Raw genomic sequence first — 14,363 nt, 5'->3', positions numbered from 1 at the left:
AATATGGTTTAAAAGCCATTAATTAACATTTTTGTTGAATTACTTTTTTAAAAAGACTAATTCTGGAGTATACGGAGGGGCTGTCAGATAGCTTATCAATTGATATTCAGATTGTTCAGCCTGCGAGAGGTTCCATGGTTGATGAACACCAGCCCCGGGTACTTTTGAAAGTTCCGGAATCCATAACCTCACATAATCGCCCTGTGGATCATACTCCATTGCCTGCTTAAGCACATTGAAATAACGGTATTCCCTTGGGTCATTTCCCACGCCGGCAATATATGCCCAGTTCCCCCAATTATTTGCCGGACAATAGTCAATCAGCTTTTCTTCAAAATAAGAAGCCCCCCACATCCAGTTAACCTTCAGATCCTTTACCAAAAAGCTGGCCACATTCTGACGACCCCTGTTGCTCATGAAGCCGGTTGCATTCAATTCCTTCATATTAGCGTCAATAAAAGGAATACCTGTTTCCGCATTTTTCCAGAGTTCGAAGAGTTCCTGCTGGTTTTCGCTTTCTTCGGGAGCAACTCCTTTGAATCCTATTTTCTGAAAAAATTTATTTCCGTACTTTTTAAACATAAAACGGAAATAGTCACGCCATAATAGCTCCAGATAAAGGCTATAGGTTGAATCACCAGAACCATGGACCTGATCATACTTTTTGATCTCCCAATAAACTTCCCTTGGTGAAAGGCATCCCAATGCAATCCAGGCAGAAAACTTAGATGAATAATCAGAACCTAAGAGACCATTACGCGTTTGTTTATAATTCTGAACAGCATTTGTCACCCAGAAATAATCCTGCATTCGTTTTAAAGCCTCGGTCTCTCCACCATAGAATTTCATTACAGATCGCTCATCTGTAGGCACATGCTCATCAAACCCGAAATCAGAGAGATTGGGGAGTTTGCTGCTTTCCAGATTCTCAGGAAAATTCATTTTGCCGGGAGTCTCGTGACATGCTCTGACTGAGCCGTCGCGTTCAACTTTCTTACGGAAACTGGTAAAGACATCAGGAATACTATTGATCGGAAAAGGCAGATCTTCCTTGTGATATAGTGTATGGCCAATAAAATGCTTCAGATTGATTTTCAGCTTCCAAAGTGCATTCTCAACATCCGCAGAGACGCGGGTCTCTTCGGATGCTACCTCCCGGTGATGATATACTTCATTTGCCTGGTATTTTGCAACAAGTTCAGGAAGGATAATTTCAGGTTTACCAAACTTAATGATCAGATCGCCTCCCGCTCTTTTAAAAGAGTCACGCAGGTCAGCTACACTTTCCAGTAAAAAACGGGTGCGTATCAAACCGGTTTTCATGATTTGAAATGAGGTCATTTCAAATTGACGGGGATCAAAACAATACACAGGTACAATCCTGTCACCTTTTCGAACCGCTTCAGCTAAAATCTCGTTATCGTGAATTCGTAAATCTTTTCTAAACCAAACTAAAATGGTTTTACCGCTCATATTTATTTAAGGCTCCCCCGGAATACCTTCACGCATTAATATTGATGAAAATTTGAATGTTGTGGCAAATTACGGTCATAGGATTGACTTTCTTAATCATTTTCATGTAAGATTTTAAATAGATGCAGAATTTTGGCAGAAAAATGAGGATTCAGGAGTTCAAACTATTCAATATGGGATAATACTTTATGAAATCTTCAAAAAAACAGGCTTATTCATGTTCAATTATTAAAACTTCTAAATCTTAGCTATTAAATAATTTATTATATTTAATAGCTAAACCATCTTATTATGAAAACAGTAAGAAATATTTTCCAGAATAAATCCACTTCAATTTACTCAGTTAGTCCTGATTCCTCGGTTTTGGATGCACTTCAGGTTATGATGGATAAAAATATCAGCGCTCTGCTGGTCATGGAAGGCTCTGAATTAAAAGGAATTTTTACAGAACGTGATTATGCCCGTAAAATTATTCTGCAGGGGAAATCTTCCAAGGATACGAAAATCGAAGGTGTAATGACAGCCAAACTGGAAGTCATTAACCTGAATTCAAGTATCGATCATTGCATGCAGATCATGACGGATAAGCATATCCGCCATTTACCTGTTATTGATAACGGAAAGGTTGCAGGAATGATCTCGATTGGGGATCTGGTTAAGTTTGTAATAGAAGACCAGAAACAAACGATTGAGCAGTTGCAGAGTTATATAAGTAGTTGAGTCCGGGTCAAGCCCGGACTGACATGGGTTAAGCCCGGACTGACATGGTAAGAAATGAGGACGGTGGATGTTTAATCTTCGGTGACCAGCAACCTGTTGACGATTCTGTCGTTTTCTAAATGTTCGAAAACGATTTCTTCGACATCGCTTAGTTGCACTTTACCATAGAACACTCCTTCAGGATAAATTGCAACAGTTGGTCCTTTTTCACAAATATCAAAACAGCCTGTTCGCTGAGCTCTCATCTCAACATCAAGGCCTTTGTTCCTTATCAATTTTTTAAATTCTGCAACGAGTGCTGAACCATGCTCTTCTCCGCAACAAATCCTGGCGCCAAATGGACGCTGATTTGTGCAAACGAAAATATGCTTCTTATAGATCATCTTAACGAAAAGATAGAATTACTGAATAGAATCAGCTTAACAGGGCATCAAAAGAATTTACTTGACATCAGTAACATTAACCTCAAAATCCAAACAAGAGAAAGGCGGGATTGAAGGTGAACTTCCCTCCATACCATAAGCCAGTGCTGAAGGAATTAGCATACGAATACTACCACCCTGATTAATGAGAGGAATTGCCTGTTGCCAACCCTTTATAACTGAAACCAGGCTAAAAGTAGCCTCACTTCCGGCTACTGCCCGATCGAATATGGCACCATTAAGTAGTTTACCAGTATAATTCGCAACTACTGTCGAGTCAATTGTTATTGGACTACCTGTACCCGGCTGACCTATTTTATAGTAAATTCCAGTGCTTGTTTTGGTAAAGCCAGTCATTGCATTTTTTTCCATGTATTTGATTATTGTATAATCATCATACTTTGGAATTTTCTCCTTTTCCATAACCTTCACAACAATGTCAAGTGAGGAATTTCCAGGTATCTGTGCCGTTCCATTCCTTCCAAATGCCAAACGTGAAGGAACAATTATTCTGATTGTTCCATTGGATTTTTTTAGCACCTCTTTAATTCCAACACGGACAGCTTCCGGATTAAAATATCCAAGGTAATTGTAATATCTGTTACCATTGCTGAAGGTATCAACAGCTACATATTTACCATCCAATGAGCGGATTGTGATTATTGCGGGAGTAAGCTCTGAATATTGCACTTCGGCTCCAAGCCCCGGACTAACAACCTGATAATAAACACCTGTACCATTATATTCCTGAACAGATAAACTATTTTTCTGTATGTATTCCTTAACATTCCGATCATCAATTACTTCAATAGACTCGTATTCCTTTACACAGGAAACAAGGATGCCCGACAAAAAAATAACTGCGAAGGCGTATTTAAAAAATTGTTTCATTTTGTGCTTTTAATTTTGAACATCCACTAATTCGATATCAAAATCGAGTACCGAATTTGCGGGAATCGGGCCAGAACCCTGAGGTCCATATCCATAACCAGAAGGAATGAACAATCTGATCTTACCATCTTTTTGAATCAGGGGAACCCCAATCTGCCAGCCAACAATAACACCCCCAAGTTTGAAAGTTAGTGGTTGCGTGGTCGATTTATCAAAAACCTGTCCTGATAATAATCTTCCGGTATAATTAGAGGTAACGGTTGTGTTAGCGGTATAAGTGATATTGCCAGCACCTGATTGAATAATTTGATAATACAAACCACTGGAATGCTTTATTGCAGATATTTTATTGTCAGTCAGAAATTTAACAATTGTTGCATCGTCTTTTTGCGCCTGAACGTTTGGGTCAACATAATCATCTTTAAGACATGAGCTTAATCCAAGCACCATGACAATAGAGAACAGTAATAGGTGAATTTTCATATTGCAGCAAATTTATCCTTTTAAACGTTAAAAAGTAAGGATTAACATTTTTTAACAAAATATTTTATTTTATCATCCCCTTAATGAAATCCCGGAAGATATAAAGCTTTGATTATTCTGATTTAAACAGCGACCTCCAAATGAGGATACCATGTATCTGTTCTTACAGTTGCACCCAGATCATGAAGCATATTGTATAAGCCAAAGTTTGTCCGGTTTACATAAATAAAATGCTTTACACCCCGGGCTTGTTTGAATTCCGGCATTCGGGAAATCTTCTCTCCATAGGAATAAAGCTTATCAAAAAATTCAGTCTTACTAAAGTCAAAGGTGTTCGACATATATGGCTGGGCAAACAATTCGATCATTTCCTTATAAATCCTGTAGTAAAATTCTATTTGTGCCGCATCATCGTTTTCCCGGATCATCTCCAATTGCCGAAATGCCTTTATGGTCCCGGCCTTATCTTTCAGCATATCTGTAGAGGTCAGCGAAAAGAAAGGATAGTAGAAATCATCCGGCATTTCTTTAATGCATCCAAAATCAATAATCCCCAGTTTTCCTTCTGGTGTGATCAGAAAATTTCCGGGATGAGGATCAGCATGTACCGCCCTCAACTCATGCTGTTGAAAATTATAAAAATCCCACAGAGCCTGGCCAATCTTATCCTTGAGTTCCTGTGAAGGATTCGTTTTCATAAATTCTTTCATGTGCTGGCCTTCGAGCCAATCCATGGTGATGATTCTTTTTGAAGAAAGATCAGGATAATAAGCAGGAAAAACCACATTGGGTATGTTTTTACAAGCTTCCGAAAACTCTATGGATCGTCTTATTTCGAGGTCATAATCAGTTTCTTCGAGCAGCCGTTCTTCCACTTCAGTCATGTAAACTTCCAGCTCTTTCTGACTCATTCCCAATAAGCGGAATGCAAATGGCTTTACCATTTTGAGGTCTGAAGATATACTGTCACCAACCCCGGGATATTGAATTTTTACTGCTAACTTCTTACCATTTAAGCTGGCCTGATGTACCTGTCCGATAGAAGCGGCATTGGTCGACCTGATATTAAACTCATCGTATATCTCGGATGGAGTTTTTCCAAAATATTTACTAAAAGTTCTGACTATCAGTGGCCCTGATAAGGGAGGAGCATTGTATTGAGAAAGTGAAAACTGATCGACATATGCCTTGGGCAATATATTCTTATCCATACTAAGCATCTGGGCTACCTTTAGGGCACTTCCCTTCAGCTCACTTAAGGATGCATAGATATCTGTTGCATTGTCGAGATCTAACTCATCTTTATTTAGAGAGGGATTAAATAGCTTTTTAGAGTAATGCTTTATATAGTTTCCGCCAACCTTAAGACCAGTTTTTACAAATTTTGCTGAACGCTCTGTTTTTGATGTTGGAATACTGTCCTGTTCTTTCATTTAGCAATTGAAGTTCTAATTGTCTTTATGGCTATTAAAACTTGACATTTGGTTTCATGCCGCCATTATTCATCATGAACTTCCCATAATCAAACAAACTATCCAATGGTGATTTACCAAAAAGATCGAAAGTGACGTTAATTCCCTTTTCAATGGCTTCATCAGTTTTTTCAAAGCCAGGGCTGTTATCCTTAGCCCAAAAATTCAAAATGACACCAAACTGAATCCAGAGAGCATCTTTATATTTCGAGGTCAGAAAACGCCTGTTTGCCAATTCTCCCGACTCTACACCCTGATCCACCAGACCGGATGCAAATCCTTCAAAAAGCATTTTAGCTCCTTTTAAAATTGCCGGTGTACCGATGCTTTGCCCTGAATGCTTCAAACTATACAATACAAAGCTTCGTTTACCCTTCAGCAACTCAATAAAGGCATAAAAAAATGCAAGTGTCTTCTCACGTGAAGAGTATTGCCCCCAGATTTCCTGATTTTGCGCTTCAGTCAATGTTTTGTCGCAAAGCTCAGTCCAGATTGATTCTTCAATCCCTTCAAAGGAAGCGTAGAAATTATAGAACTCCTCTTCCGTCAGATTATTTTCTTTTGCAAATACATAAACCGAGGCTGGTTTGATGCCCTTTGTCAAAACATAAACGATATAAGCATTTTGAATTTCTTCCGCAGTATTCATAGCATTATTCATATTGGAATTTTAATTGTCCTTAAGACTTTTTCCTGATCTTGTCCTGGTCAGAAACACGCAGGGGAATATAGATCAACTGTTTTTTATTTGATTCCTGAGGATTAAGATCCGGAAGGAAATCCTGAAGTTTCTCTTTCAGGGCCTTTAATTTGTCAATCAGTCCGGACATTTCAAGAAGTGCTATGGTGATTAAATTAACTAATTTCATAAACTATTATTATTAATTGCCTGATTTCAGCTATAAGATATACGTTATATATAGACAAAGAGTTTGCCAGAAATCTTCCAGATAGTTTACATTTTGTCATATTTTGTAATATTCGGGATGCATTACAAAAATAGCCCTGAAGACCGCTGTTCAGGTATTAAAAAGACATCAGGCCGGCAAGAACCAATCTGATGTCTTAATTTTCAATTAAAATATTATTTAATAACAATACTTATTTGCCTCAATCAATTGCTTAGCGACACGTTGTCTTGTTTCCTTGATATTGAAAGGCTCTGATTTTGTAAAACGTCTCAGTCCAACCAGCATCATTCGTAGTTCATCACCTTCAGCAAATGAATAAAGGGCTTCCTTACCGGCTACAGAAACCTTATCTACAGTTTGATAAAGATAGATCCGCATCATATCCAGCTGTCCGGCACATGCTTCTTCACCTCTTAATTTCACCAGTTTTTCAACCCTTAATATGGTTGATTCAGCAACATATATGTATCCAATTATGTCAGCAATATTCATCAGAATCTCCTGCTCTTTTGACAGGGTCATCATCAATTTCTGAACTGCGGCACCGGCTATCATCAATCCCGCCTTTTTCAGATTTGCTAATTGACGTTTTTCTGCAGCAAATAATGAATTATCTTCTTCTCCAAAATCAGAAATAGACATTAATTCGGCGGCAACAGCTTGCGCAGGAGTCATCAGATCCAGTTCACCTTTCATAGCACGTTTCAAAAGCATATCCAGGATAAGCATCCTGTTAATCTCATTGGTACCCTCAAATATTCTGTTGATGCGGCTATCGCGATAAGCACGTTCCATCGGTGCCTCAGCAGAATAACCCATTCCTCCGTAGACCTGCAGACCTTCGTCAACGATATAATCTAATACTTCAGATCCCCAGACCTTAATAATTGCACATTCCACAGCGAATTGCTCGGTAGATTTCAATTTAGCCTGTGAAGGTTCCATCCCTTCTGCTACCAAAGCATCATAAGCATCATCAATATTCTGTCCGGCACGGTATGAAGCGCTTTCAAGAGCAAAATTCCTCGTAGCCATTTCTGCAAGTTTATAGCGAATAGCACCGAACTTGGATATCGGCAAACCGAACTGAATACGTTCATTCGAATAATTTATCGCCTGATTCAAAACCTTACGGGAAGAGCCGATAGCTGCAACACCTAGTTTAATCCGGCCGATATTCAGAATATTTACAGCTATTTTAAAGCCATTCTCACGTTCTGAAAGTAAATTGGCAACAGGGACAGGGCAGTCAGTAAAAAATACCTGCCTTGTTGATGATCCTTTAATACCCAGTTTATGCTCCTCTGGGTTCATCGTAATTCCGCCAAAATCCTTTTCTACAATAAATGCAGACAGATTTTTATCCTCTCCGATTTTTGCAAAAACAATAAATATATCAGCAAAACCACCATTGGTGATCCACATTTTCTGACCGGTAATCAGGTAGTGAGTGCCCGCATCATTCAACACAGCTTTTGTCCTGCCAGAATTTGCATCAGAACCTGAATTGGGCTCAGTCAGGCAATAGGAAGCTTTCCATTCGCCTGTTGCCAGTTTTGGGATGTATTTATCCTTCTGCTCTTTATTGCCATAATAAAGAATAGGTAATGTACCGATTCCTGTATGTGCAGAAAGTGCTACCGCGAAGGAACATCCAGCCCCAACTGAATCAGCCACCAGCATAGAGGTATTGAAGTTCTTGCCAAAGCCACCATATTCCTCGGGAATAGAAACAGCTAATAAACCCAGATCACCGGCCTTATCCATCAGGTTCACCATTAATCCCTCTTCCTGATTATCGATCCTGTCGAGATTAGGAAATACCTCTGCCTCCAAAAAATCCTCACAGGTTTTTTTGATCATCAACTGCTCTTCATCAAACTCTTCAGGGATAAAAATATCCTCACATGACGTTTCGCGAATAATAAATTCTCCGCCTTTGATTGATTTGGTTTTTATTGTGCTCATATAATTAATTGATTAAGGAATAAGGATCAACTTATTACTCTTTATTTTCTATTTTTTGACCAGTTGCCTGTTTCATTCTCCACCCGAAAGCTATCGGGCCTCAATTCCATTCTTGCTGCCATCCCGACGCAGGAGGGATCTTAGCCCCTAATAGCTTTTGTCAATGTCACTCTTCTCTAAATATGGCTAAGTTCCTTCGTTACACTCAGGATGACATCCTGCTAAAATTTAAATACTAGTAGTATCCATTATCCCTATTCCATTCTCAATTCTCAATTCTCCACTCTCAATTTCCATATCTACATCACCTCAAATATCCCCGCTGCTCCCTGCCCTGTTCCAACACACATGGTAACCATTCCAAATTTCTTTTCTCTTCGCTTCAGTTCATTGAAAAGCTGAACAGACAGTTTTGAACCTGTACAACCCAGGGGATGACCAAGGGCTATAGCACCGCCATTAACGTTTACTTTGTCCTGATCTAAGTCCAGTGTTCTTATCACAGCAAGAGATTGAGAAGCAAAGGCTTCATTCAGCTCAATGAGATCCAGATCCTGCTGCTTCATACCTGCCTTTTTCAAGGCCAATGGAATAGCCTCTATCGGACCGATACCCATGATTCTTGGCGGCACTCCTGCAACTCCATAACTTACCAGGCGCGCAATTGGCTGTACATTTAATTTCTTCAACATTTTTTCTGAAACCACCAATACGAAGGCTGCCCCATCAGATGTTTGGGATGAATTACCTGCAGTAACTGAACCGCCGGCAGCAAATACCGGTTTGAGATTTGCGAGCTTATCAATTGCGGTATCAGCCCTCGGGCCTTCATCTGTATCAACAATAAATTCCCTTGTTTTCTGCTTTAAATTTTCATCCAGATAGGTTTCCTTAATGGTAATCGGAATCAGTCCGTCTTTAAGGTGGCCATTCTTTATTGCTGCAATGGCTTTTTGATGCGAATAAAAAGAAAACTCATCCTGATCTTCCCGGCTAACCTTATATTCTTTGGCAACGGCCTCGGCTGTAAGACCCATTCCCCAATACCATTCAGGATTATTTTTTGCAACATCCGCATTCGGAACAAGTTTCCAACCCCCGAAAGGCATACCCGACATCACTTCAACACCACCGGCAACGATACAATCAGCCATACCCGACCTTATTTTCGCGGTCGCAATGGCTATAGTCTCCAATCCGGAAGCACAGTAACGGTTCACTGTAACACCCGGAACTTTATCCGTATCCAGGCCCATTAAAGAGATCATACGGGCAATATTCAATCCCTGCTCCGCTTCGGGAGTAGCATTTCCGATGATAACATCATCGATCTGGTCCTTATCAAGATCAGGTACTGATGCCACGAGATATCTGACCACTTCTGCCGCCAGATCATCAGCCCGGGTAAAACGAAATACTCCGCGGGGTGCTTTTCCAACTGCGGTTCTGTATGCGGCTATGATATATGCTTCTTCCATTCCTATAGTATTGAGTAGTTAGTATTGAGTATTGAGTACATAATAATTGGGGCTATGTACTCAAACCTTCTGCTTAAATTTTAATTGAATAGAGTAATTCATCTTTTGAACTTCTTCGATTTGCTCAGATAAATGATTTAGTTCTTCAATTGTTAAATAATTTAAATTCTTTGATATAATTAATTGAGTTTCCAGTTCATAAGATGATGCTTGAGCAATTGACAAAAATTGGATAAACTCCTTATCTGAATTTCGCCCGGCACCTTCAGCTATGTTGGATGGGATTGAAACTGCAGATCGGTTAATTTGGGAAACTAATCCAAATTTTTCTTCCTGTGGAAAAGAACGAGTCAACAAATAAACAGAAGTCACTAGATCAATTGACTTTTGCCACAATTTCAATTCCTTGTACTTATGCATATCCCTCAGATTTATGCGCCCCGCTTTCTCAATACTCAATACTCAATACTAACTACTCAATACTAATTTCTCAACGGCTTGCCCTTAGTCAGAATACTCTGTATTCTCTCGAGTGTTTTCTTCTCTCCGCAAAGTGAAAGGAAAACTTCCCTTTCCAGATCGAGTAAATATTGCTCTGAAACCAAGCTTGGTTGTGAGAGGTTTCCTCCGCACAAAACATAGCCCAATTTTTCAGATATCTTCTTATCGTGTTCTGAGATAAAATTTCCGGCGAACATGGAATTTGCTCCTGCATAAACAATACCCATCCCCTGCTTACCCAATACCCTGATATCTTTGCGCTGAACAGGTTTGGTATATCCTGCATCAGCAAGTTCAATTGCTTTCTCCTTAGCGTCGACGATCAATCGGTTACGATTCATGCTTATGCCGAACTTATCCTTTTGCAGGTAACCGAGTTCTACTGCTTCAACTGCTGAAGTAGAAACTTTAGCCTGTCCGATGGTTAAAAAACGCTCCCTGAGTGCTGCCTGCTCTATCTGACCCTCTTTGAAGTCGTCCGATAAACGAAGGGCAAACTCTTTTGAACCTCCTCCACCCGGAATTAATCCTACCCCAAATTCAACCAGTCCCATATAAGTTTCGGCATTAGCCTGAACAAAATCTGCATGCAGACATAACTCACAACCACCTCCCAAAGTAAGATTATGTGGAGCGGCCACAACCGGAATACTTGAATAACGCATCCGCATCATCGTATTCTGAAACATCTTAATTGCAATGTTGATCTCATCCCAATCCTGTTCTACAGCAGCCATAAATATCATTCCGATATTCGCGCCAGCCGAAAAATTGGCACCGTCATTCCCAACAACCAGGCCCCTGTAATCTTTTTCTGCCAGATCAATTGCTTTATTTAATCCCTGAATAACCTCACCGCCAATCGTATTCATTTTGGTGTGAAATTCAACATTCAGTATTCCATCTCCCAGATCGGTAATTGTAGTTCCTGAATTTTTCCAGATTGTATTTGTTTGACGAATATTATCAAGAATAATAAAAGAATCAGTCCCGGGAACCGGTTTATAAGATTTTGACGGAATATCATAATACTTCTTAAGACCATTCTCAACCTTATAAAACGACTCATTTCCGGCCTGAAGCATCTCATGAACCCATGCTGATGCCTCATTACCATATTTCTTCATTCCTTCAATAGCTTTCTTTACGCCGATTGCATCCCATACCTCAAATGGTCCGAGTTCCCAGCCAAAACCGGCTCTCATTGCATCGTCAATGCGGTATAATTCATCAGAAATTTCAGGAATACGGTCAGAAACATATTCAAAAAGTCCGAAAAAAGAATGGCGGAAGAAATCAGCAGCCTTATCAGTTCCATTAGCAAAAACTTTCATCCGCTCAGGCAAATTTTCAACCAGCTTTGTAGCCTCAAGTGTTGACGATTTTATTTTCTGCTGAGCTTTATATTCTAATGTTTTAAGATCAAGAGCCAGAATTTCAGATTTCCCGTCAGTACCTTTTACTTTTTTATAAAAACCCTGCTTTGTTTTATCTCCAAGCCATTTGTTCTCCTGCATTTTCTTAACATAGCCAGGAAGTTCAAACAGATCATGCGCTTTATCATCAGGGAGATTGTTATATAATCCACCGGCTACATTGATCATCGTGTCTAGTCCGACTACATCCGTAGTACGAAAAGTCGCCGATTTTGGTCGGCCCAGGGCAGGTCCGGTATATTTATCAACCTCCTCAACCGAAAGATCCATTTTCTCAACAAGGTGCAGGAGTGCCATGATCGAATAAACACCAACACGGTTGGCTATAAAGGCAGGAGTATCTTTACATAATACTGTGGTTTTACCCAGAAATTTATCGCCATAATGCATCAGGAAATCAATAATCTCAGGTTTTGTCTGAGCGGTTGGGATGATTTCAAGCAAACGCAGGTATCGCGGTGGATTAAAGAAGTGAGTGCCGCAGAAGTGCGAACGAAAATCTTCTGAGTGTCCTTCAGCCATTAAGTGAATCGGAATTCCTGAAGTATTAGAACTGATCAGAGTTCCCGGAGTTCTGAATTTTTCTACCTGATCATAAATCAATTTTTTAATATCAAGCCTCTCGACAACAACCTCTATCACCCAATCGCAGGATGCAATATCTTTCATATTGTCATCGAAATTGCCCGTAGATATATTGACAGCAACTTTTTTGGAGAAAACAGCAGATGGATTAGCCTTTAAAGTACTTTCAAGAGCTGAATTGACAATTCTATTTCTGACTGCTTTAGAATTCAGATCAGCACCTTTTGCCTGCTCCTCGGCTGTCAGCTCTTTCGGCACCATGTCAAGCAGCAATACTTCAACACCAATATTCGCAAAGTGGCATGCAATGCGGGATCCCATTATACCCGAACCCAATACCGCTACTTTTCTGATGACTCGTTTCATCTGTCTATTTTTTGTTTATTATCCCGCTGATGCAGATGTTACCTTTGATGTTTAAACCCCGAACTTGGATTCATAATACTCTTTTTCAGGTTTTACTACCCGGAATTTCCGGGTAGCAAAACTGAGGTTTATAATCAGTGGTTAGTTGATTTATCTTGTTTAATGTATTAATGAGTTTAAGCCTTTCCTTATCGGAAATATGTGCATTGAGATACTCATTAAATTTTCTCACGACATCTTTGGCAATCTGCCGCTTTTCAATACCGAATGGAGTCAAAAATATCTTAACAGAACGCTTATCATTTGAATCTGTCTCCCTGTAAATCAGACCGAGCTCTTCCATATTCTTTAGCATTCTCGACAGACTTGTAGATTTCACACCCGACAAGGCCGCAATTTGCGAAACTGCCGTACCCTCTTCATGTATATTAATCAGCATGTAACCCAGAGCCTGTGTTATTCCATAATCTGCAGCAATCTGATTGTATTTATTAGCAACCGTTTGCCAAACAATTTTTAAAAAATAATCTACAGTTTCTTCAGGTTTCATTCAAATTTACTATGCAAGCATAGCAAATGTATAAAATAGATAAATATAAAACAAGAGCAATTATGCTTTTTTTTTCAGCGGGCAGAAACTATGAATTGTATATTTAAGCTTAGCTTTGGGAATAAATGAAGAAATATAAAGTCTATATCCTTGTTGTATCAATATTAATAGTTGTTGCGATAATTTGGAACACCATTACAGAACCCGGAATAAAAGACCTTAAAAGTGACTTTAAAGAAGTAGCATTTATTCGAAATGAACAGAACACAGGTCCGGTAATCAGAATCTATGTGGTGAGTCTTAAGACTGAAAATTGGGATGAGATGGAGCAGTATGGCAATTATATGCCTCATACAAAATACGGAACAACCAGAATCTACTTTTTTCTTAACAACACTGATCTACCAGAAGAATTGAGTTTCGGAGAAATTAATATAGCAGAACGCTTTAAGAAGAATTGTATAGCGATATATGAAAAAGACGGGATGAGCCAGAGTTCAATCCGTAAGTACCCCTTTAAAGATTGAATCAAAAAATAAAAATCTATGAAAAATAAAGGCCTGAGATTCACCATTCTTTTACTGATAACTTTGGGATGGATCATTCTGATGCGGAGCATGACTGCCCCTCTTGATCCGGGCAGTATTCTCACTTTTGAATTTATTGGAACAGCCGCAAATGCAGAACTGTTTCTTAACAAGCTGGAGACCTTAGGCCATACAGAATTGATGACACTAAGCATTTATCTCGACTTTATCTTCCCGCTTCTGTATGGAGCTACATTGTTTTATGGCAGTGCATGGGCATGCGGAAGACTGGATAAAGATCATCCCTTAAACAAATTCAGAATTATGAGCAATATGGCCCTTGCTGCAGTTGCTTGTGATTTCCTGGAGAACCTTTCACTACTACAACTTATCAATTCCGGCCCTGATGATTTATATGCGGGTGCAGCTTTTATCTTTGCAGGAATAAAATTTTTGTTATTGACGTTGGTGTTGCTCCACTTTCTGATCACAGTTCTTATTTCCGCAAAAGGGAAGCAAAAAAGCAGAGTCTGAGATTTAATCCCTGATGTTCCTTTGGTCGGTATTTTCGCCAACTATG

General features: G+C 39.4%; 15 protein-coding genes. 3 read left to right on the top strand and 12 right to left on the bottom strand.

The features are described from left to right. Positions 1–39: 39 nt before the first annotated feature. Positions 40–1,473, bottom strand: coding sequence for a DASH family cryptochrome (locus tag Q8M41_RS00810; protein WP_305363332.1), 1,434 nt, complete (start codon positions 1,471–1,473; stop codon positions 40–42). 291 nt (positions 1,474–1,764) lie between these two features. On the opposite strand from Q8M41_RS00810, the gene Q8M41_RS00805 reads away from it, so the two are divergent. Next, positions 1,765–2,193 carry a CBS domain-containing protein gene (locus Q8M41_RS00805; protein WP_305363331.1) on the top strand — a complete coding sequence of 143 codons (429 nt, stop codon included), beginning with the start codon at positions 1,765–1,767 and terminating at the stop codon, positions 2,191–2,193. Between the two features lie 71 nt (positions 2,194–2,264). On the opposite strand, the gene Q8M41_RS00800 is transcribed toward Q8M41_RS00805, so the two are convergent. The 11 genes from Q8M41_RS00800 to Q8M41_RS00750 form a co-directional block, all read right to left on the bottom strand. Beyond that, a complete protein-coding gene (locus Q8M41_RS00800; RefSeq protein ID WP_305363330.1) occupies positions 2,265–2,576 on the bottom strand; it encodes a ferredoxin in 312 nt (103 codons plus the stop codon). Positions 2,577–2,633: 57 nt separating this feature from the next. Beyond that, the gene (locus tag Q8M41_RS00795; protein WP_305363329.1) at positions 2,634–3,506 is read right to left on the bottom strand and encodes an FKBP-type peptidyl-prolyl cis-trans isomerase; all 873 of its coding nucleotides are present in this window, start codon (positions 3,504–3,506) and stop codon (positions 2,634–2,636) included. Positions 3,507–3,515: 9 nt separating this feature from the next. After that, on the bottom strand, positions 3,516–3,989 hold the full coding sequence (locus Q8M41_RS00790; RefSeq protein WP_305363328.1) for an FKBP-type peptidyl-prolyl cis-trans isomerase: 474 nt from the start codon (positions 3,987–3,989) through the stop codon (positions 3,516–3,518). Positions 3,990–4,111: 122 nt separating this feature from the next. Continuing rightward, positions 4,112–5,422 carry an AarF/ABC1/UbiB kinase family protein gene (locus Q8M41_RS00785; protein ID WP_305363327.1) on the bottom strand — a complete coding sequence of 437 codons (1,311 nt, stop codon included), beginning with the start codon at positions 5,420–5,422 and terminating at the stop codon, positions 4,112–4,114. 34 nt (positions 5,423–5,456) lie between these two features. Beyond that, entirely contained in the window at positions 5,457–6,122 is a 666-nt protein-coding gene (locus tag Q8M41_RS00780) for a TetR family transcriptional regulator C-terminal domain-containing protein (protein WP_305363326.1), read from the bottom strand. A 19-nt stretch (positions 6,123–6,141) separates the two neighbouring features. Then, complete coding sequence (locus tag Q8M41_RS00775; protein WP_305363325.1) at positions 6,142–6,330, bottom strand: hypothetical protein; 189 nt, start codon at positions 6,328–6,330, stop codon at positions 6,142–6,144. Positions 6,331–6,549: 219 nt separating this feature from the next. Beyond that, positions 6,550–8,340 (bottom strand): acyl-CoA dehydrogenase family protein, encoded by a 1,791-nt coding sequence (locus tag Q8M41_RS00770; protein WP_305363324.1) that lies wholly within the window; start codon positions 8,338–8,340, stop codon positions 6,550–6,552. A 299-nt stretch (positions 8,341–8,639) separates the two neighbouring features. Then, on the bottom strand, positions 8,640–9,818 hold the full coding sequence (locus tag Q8M41_RS00765) for an acetyl-CoA C-acyltransferase (RefSeq protein WP_305363323.1): 1,179 nt from the start codon (positions 9,816–9,818) through the stop codon (positions 8,640–8,642). Between the two features lie 60 nt (positions 9,819–9,878). After that, a complete protein-coding gene (locus Q8M41_RS00760; RefSeq protein ID WP_305363322.1) occupies positions 9,879–10,238 on the bottom strand; it encodes a four helix bundle protein in 360 nt (119 codons plus the stop codon). Between the two features lie 62 nt (positions 10,239–10,300). Continuing rightward, positions 10,301–12,706 (bottom strand): 3-hydroxyacyl-CoA dehydrogenase/enoyl-CoA hydratase family protein, encoded by a 2,406-nt coding sequence (locus Q8M41_RS00755; protein WP_305363321.1) that lies wholly within the window; start codon positions 12,704–12,706, stop codon positions 10,301–10,303. 85 nt (positions 12,707–12,791) lie between these two features. Then, positions 12,792–13,256, bottom strand: a complete 465-nt coding sequence (locus Q8M41_RS00750; RefSeq protein ID WP_305363320.1) for a MarR family winged helix-turn-helix transcriptional regulator — start codon at positions 13,254–13,256, stop codon at positions 12,792–12,794. A gap of 125 nt (positions 13,257–13,381) precedes the next feature. Between Q8M41_RS00750 and Q8M41_RS00745 the strand changes: the two genes are divergently transcribed. Together Q8M41_RS00745 and Q8M41_RS00740 are read left to right on the top strand one after the other, a co-directional pair. Next, on the top strand, positions 13,382–13,783 hold the full coding sequence (locus Q8M41_RS00745; RefSeq protein WP_305363319.1) for a hypothetical protein: 402 nt from the start codon (positions 13,382–13,384) through the stop codon (positions 13,781–13,783). A gap of 18 nt (positions 13,784–13,801) precedes the next feature. Then, entirely contained in the window at positions 13,802–14,317 is a 516-nt protein-coding gene (locus tag Q8M41_RS00740; protein ID WP_305363318.1) for a hypothetical protein, read from the top strand. The last annotated feature ends 46 nt before the right edge of the window (positions 14,318–14,363 follow it).

The sequence above is a fragment of the Daejeonella sp. genome (genome assembly GCF_030684675.1).
Classification (GTDB): Bacteria; Bacteroidota; Bacteroidia; order Sphingobacteriales; family Sphingobacteriaceae; genus Daejeonella.
Note: the sequence above shows the minus strand (reverse complement) of the source record. Positions and strands in the feature narration are given on the sequence as shown.

Coding starts and splice junctions, on each gene's coding strand:
- Q8M41_RS00740 (WP_305363318.1), top strand. CDS start 13,802: ATGAAAAATAAAGGCCTGAGATTCACCATTCTTTTACTGATAACTTTG.
- Q8M41_RS00765 (WP_305363323.1), bottom strand. CDS start 9,818: ATGGAAGAAGCATATATCATAGCCGCATACAGAACCGCAGTTGGAAAA.
- Q8M41_RS00750 (WP_305363320.1), bottom strand. CDS start 13,256: ATGAAACCTGAAGAAACTGTAGATTATTTTTTAAAAATTGTTTGGCAA.
- Q8M41_RS00790 (WP_305363328.1), bottom strand. CDS start 3,989: ATGAAAATTCACCTATTACTGTTCTCTATTGTCATGGTGCTTGGATTA.
- Q8M41_RS00800 (WP_305363330.1), bottom strand. CDS start 2,576: ATGATCTATAAGAAGCATATTTTCGTTTGCACAAATCAGCGTCCATTT.
- Q8M41_RS00795 (WP_305363329.1), bottom strand. CDS start 3,506: ATGAAACAATTTTTTAAATACGCCTTCGCAGTTATTTTTTTGTCGGGC.
- Q8M41_RS00770 (WP_305363324.1), bottom strand. CDS start 8,340: ATGAGCACAATAAAAACCAAATCAATCAAAGGCGGAGAATTTATTATT.
- Q8M41_RS00785 (WP_305363327.1), bottom strand. CDS start 5,422: ATGAAAGAACAGGACAGTATTCCAACATCAAAAACAGAGCGTTCAGCA.
- Q8M41_RS00745 (WP_305363319.1), top strand. CDS start 13,382: ATGAAGAAATATAAAGTCTATATCCTTGTTGTATCAATATTAATAGTT.
- Q8M41_RS00775 (WP_305363325.1), bottom strand. CDS start 6,330: ATGAAATTAGTTAATTTAATCACCATAGCACTTCTTGAAATGTCCGGA.
- Q8M41_RS00760 (WP_305363322.1), bottom strand. CDS start 10,238: ATGCATAAGTACAAGGAATTGAAATTGTGGCAAAAGTCAATTGATCTA.
- Q8M41_RS00755 (WP_305363321.1), bottom strand. CDS start 12,706: ATGAAACGAGTCATCAGAAAAGTAGCGGTATTGGGTTCGGGTATAATG.
- Q8M41_RS00780 (WP_305363326.1), bottom strand. CDS start 6,122: ATGAATAATGCTATGAATACTGCGGAAGAAATTCAAAATGCTTATATC.
- Q8M41_RS00810 (WP_305363332.1), bottom strand. CDS start 1,473: ATGAGCGGTAAAACCATTTTAGTTTGGTTTAGAAAAGATTTACGAATT.
- Q8M41_RS00805 (WP_305363331.1), top strand. CDS start 1,765: ATGAAAACAGTAAGAAATATTTTCCAGAATAAATCCACTTCAATTTAC.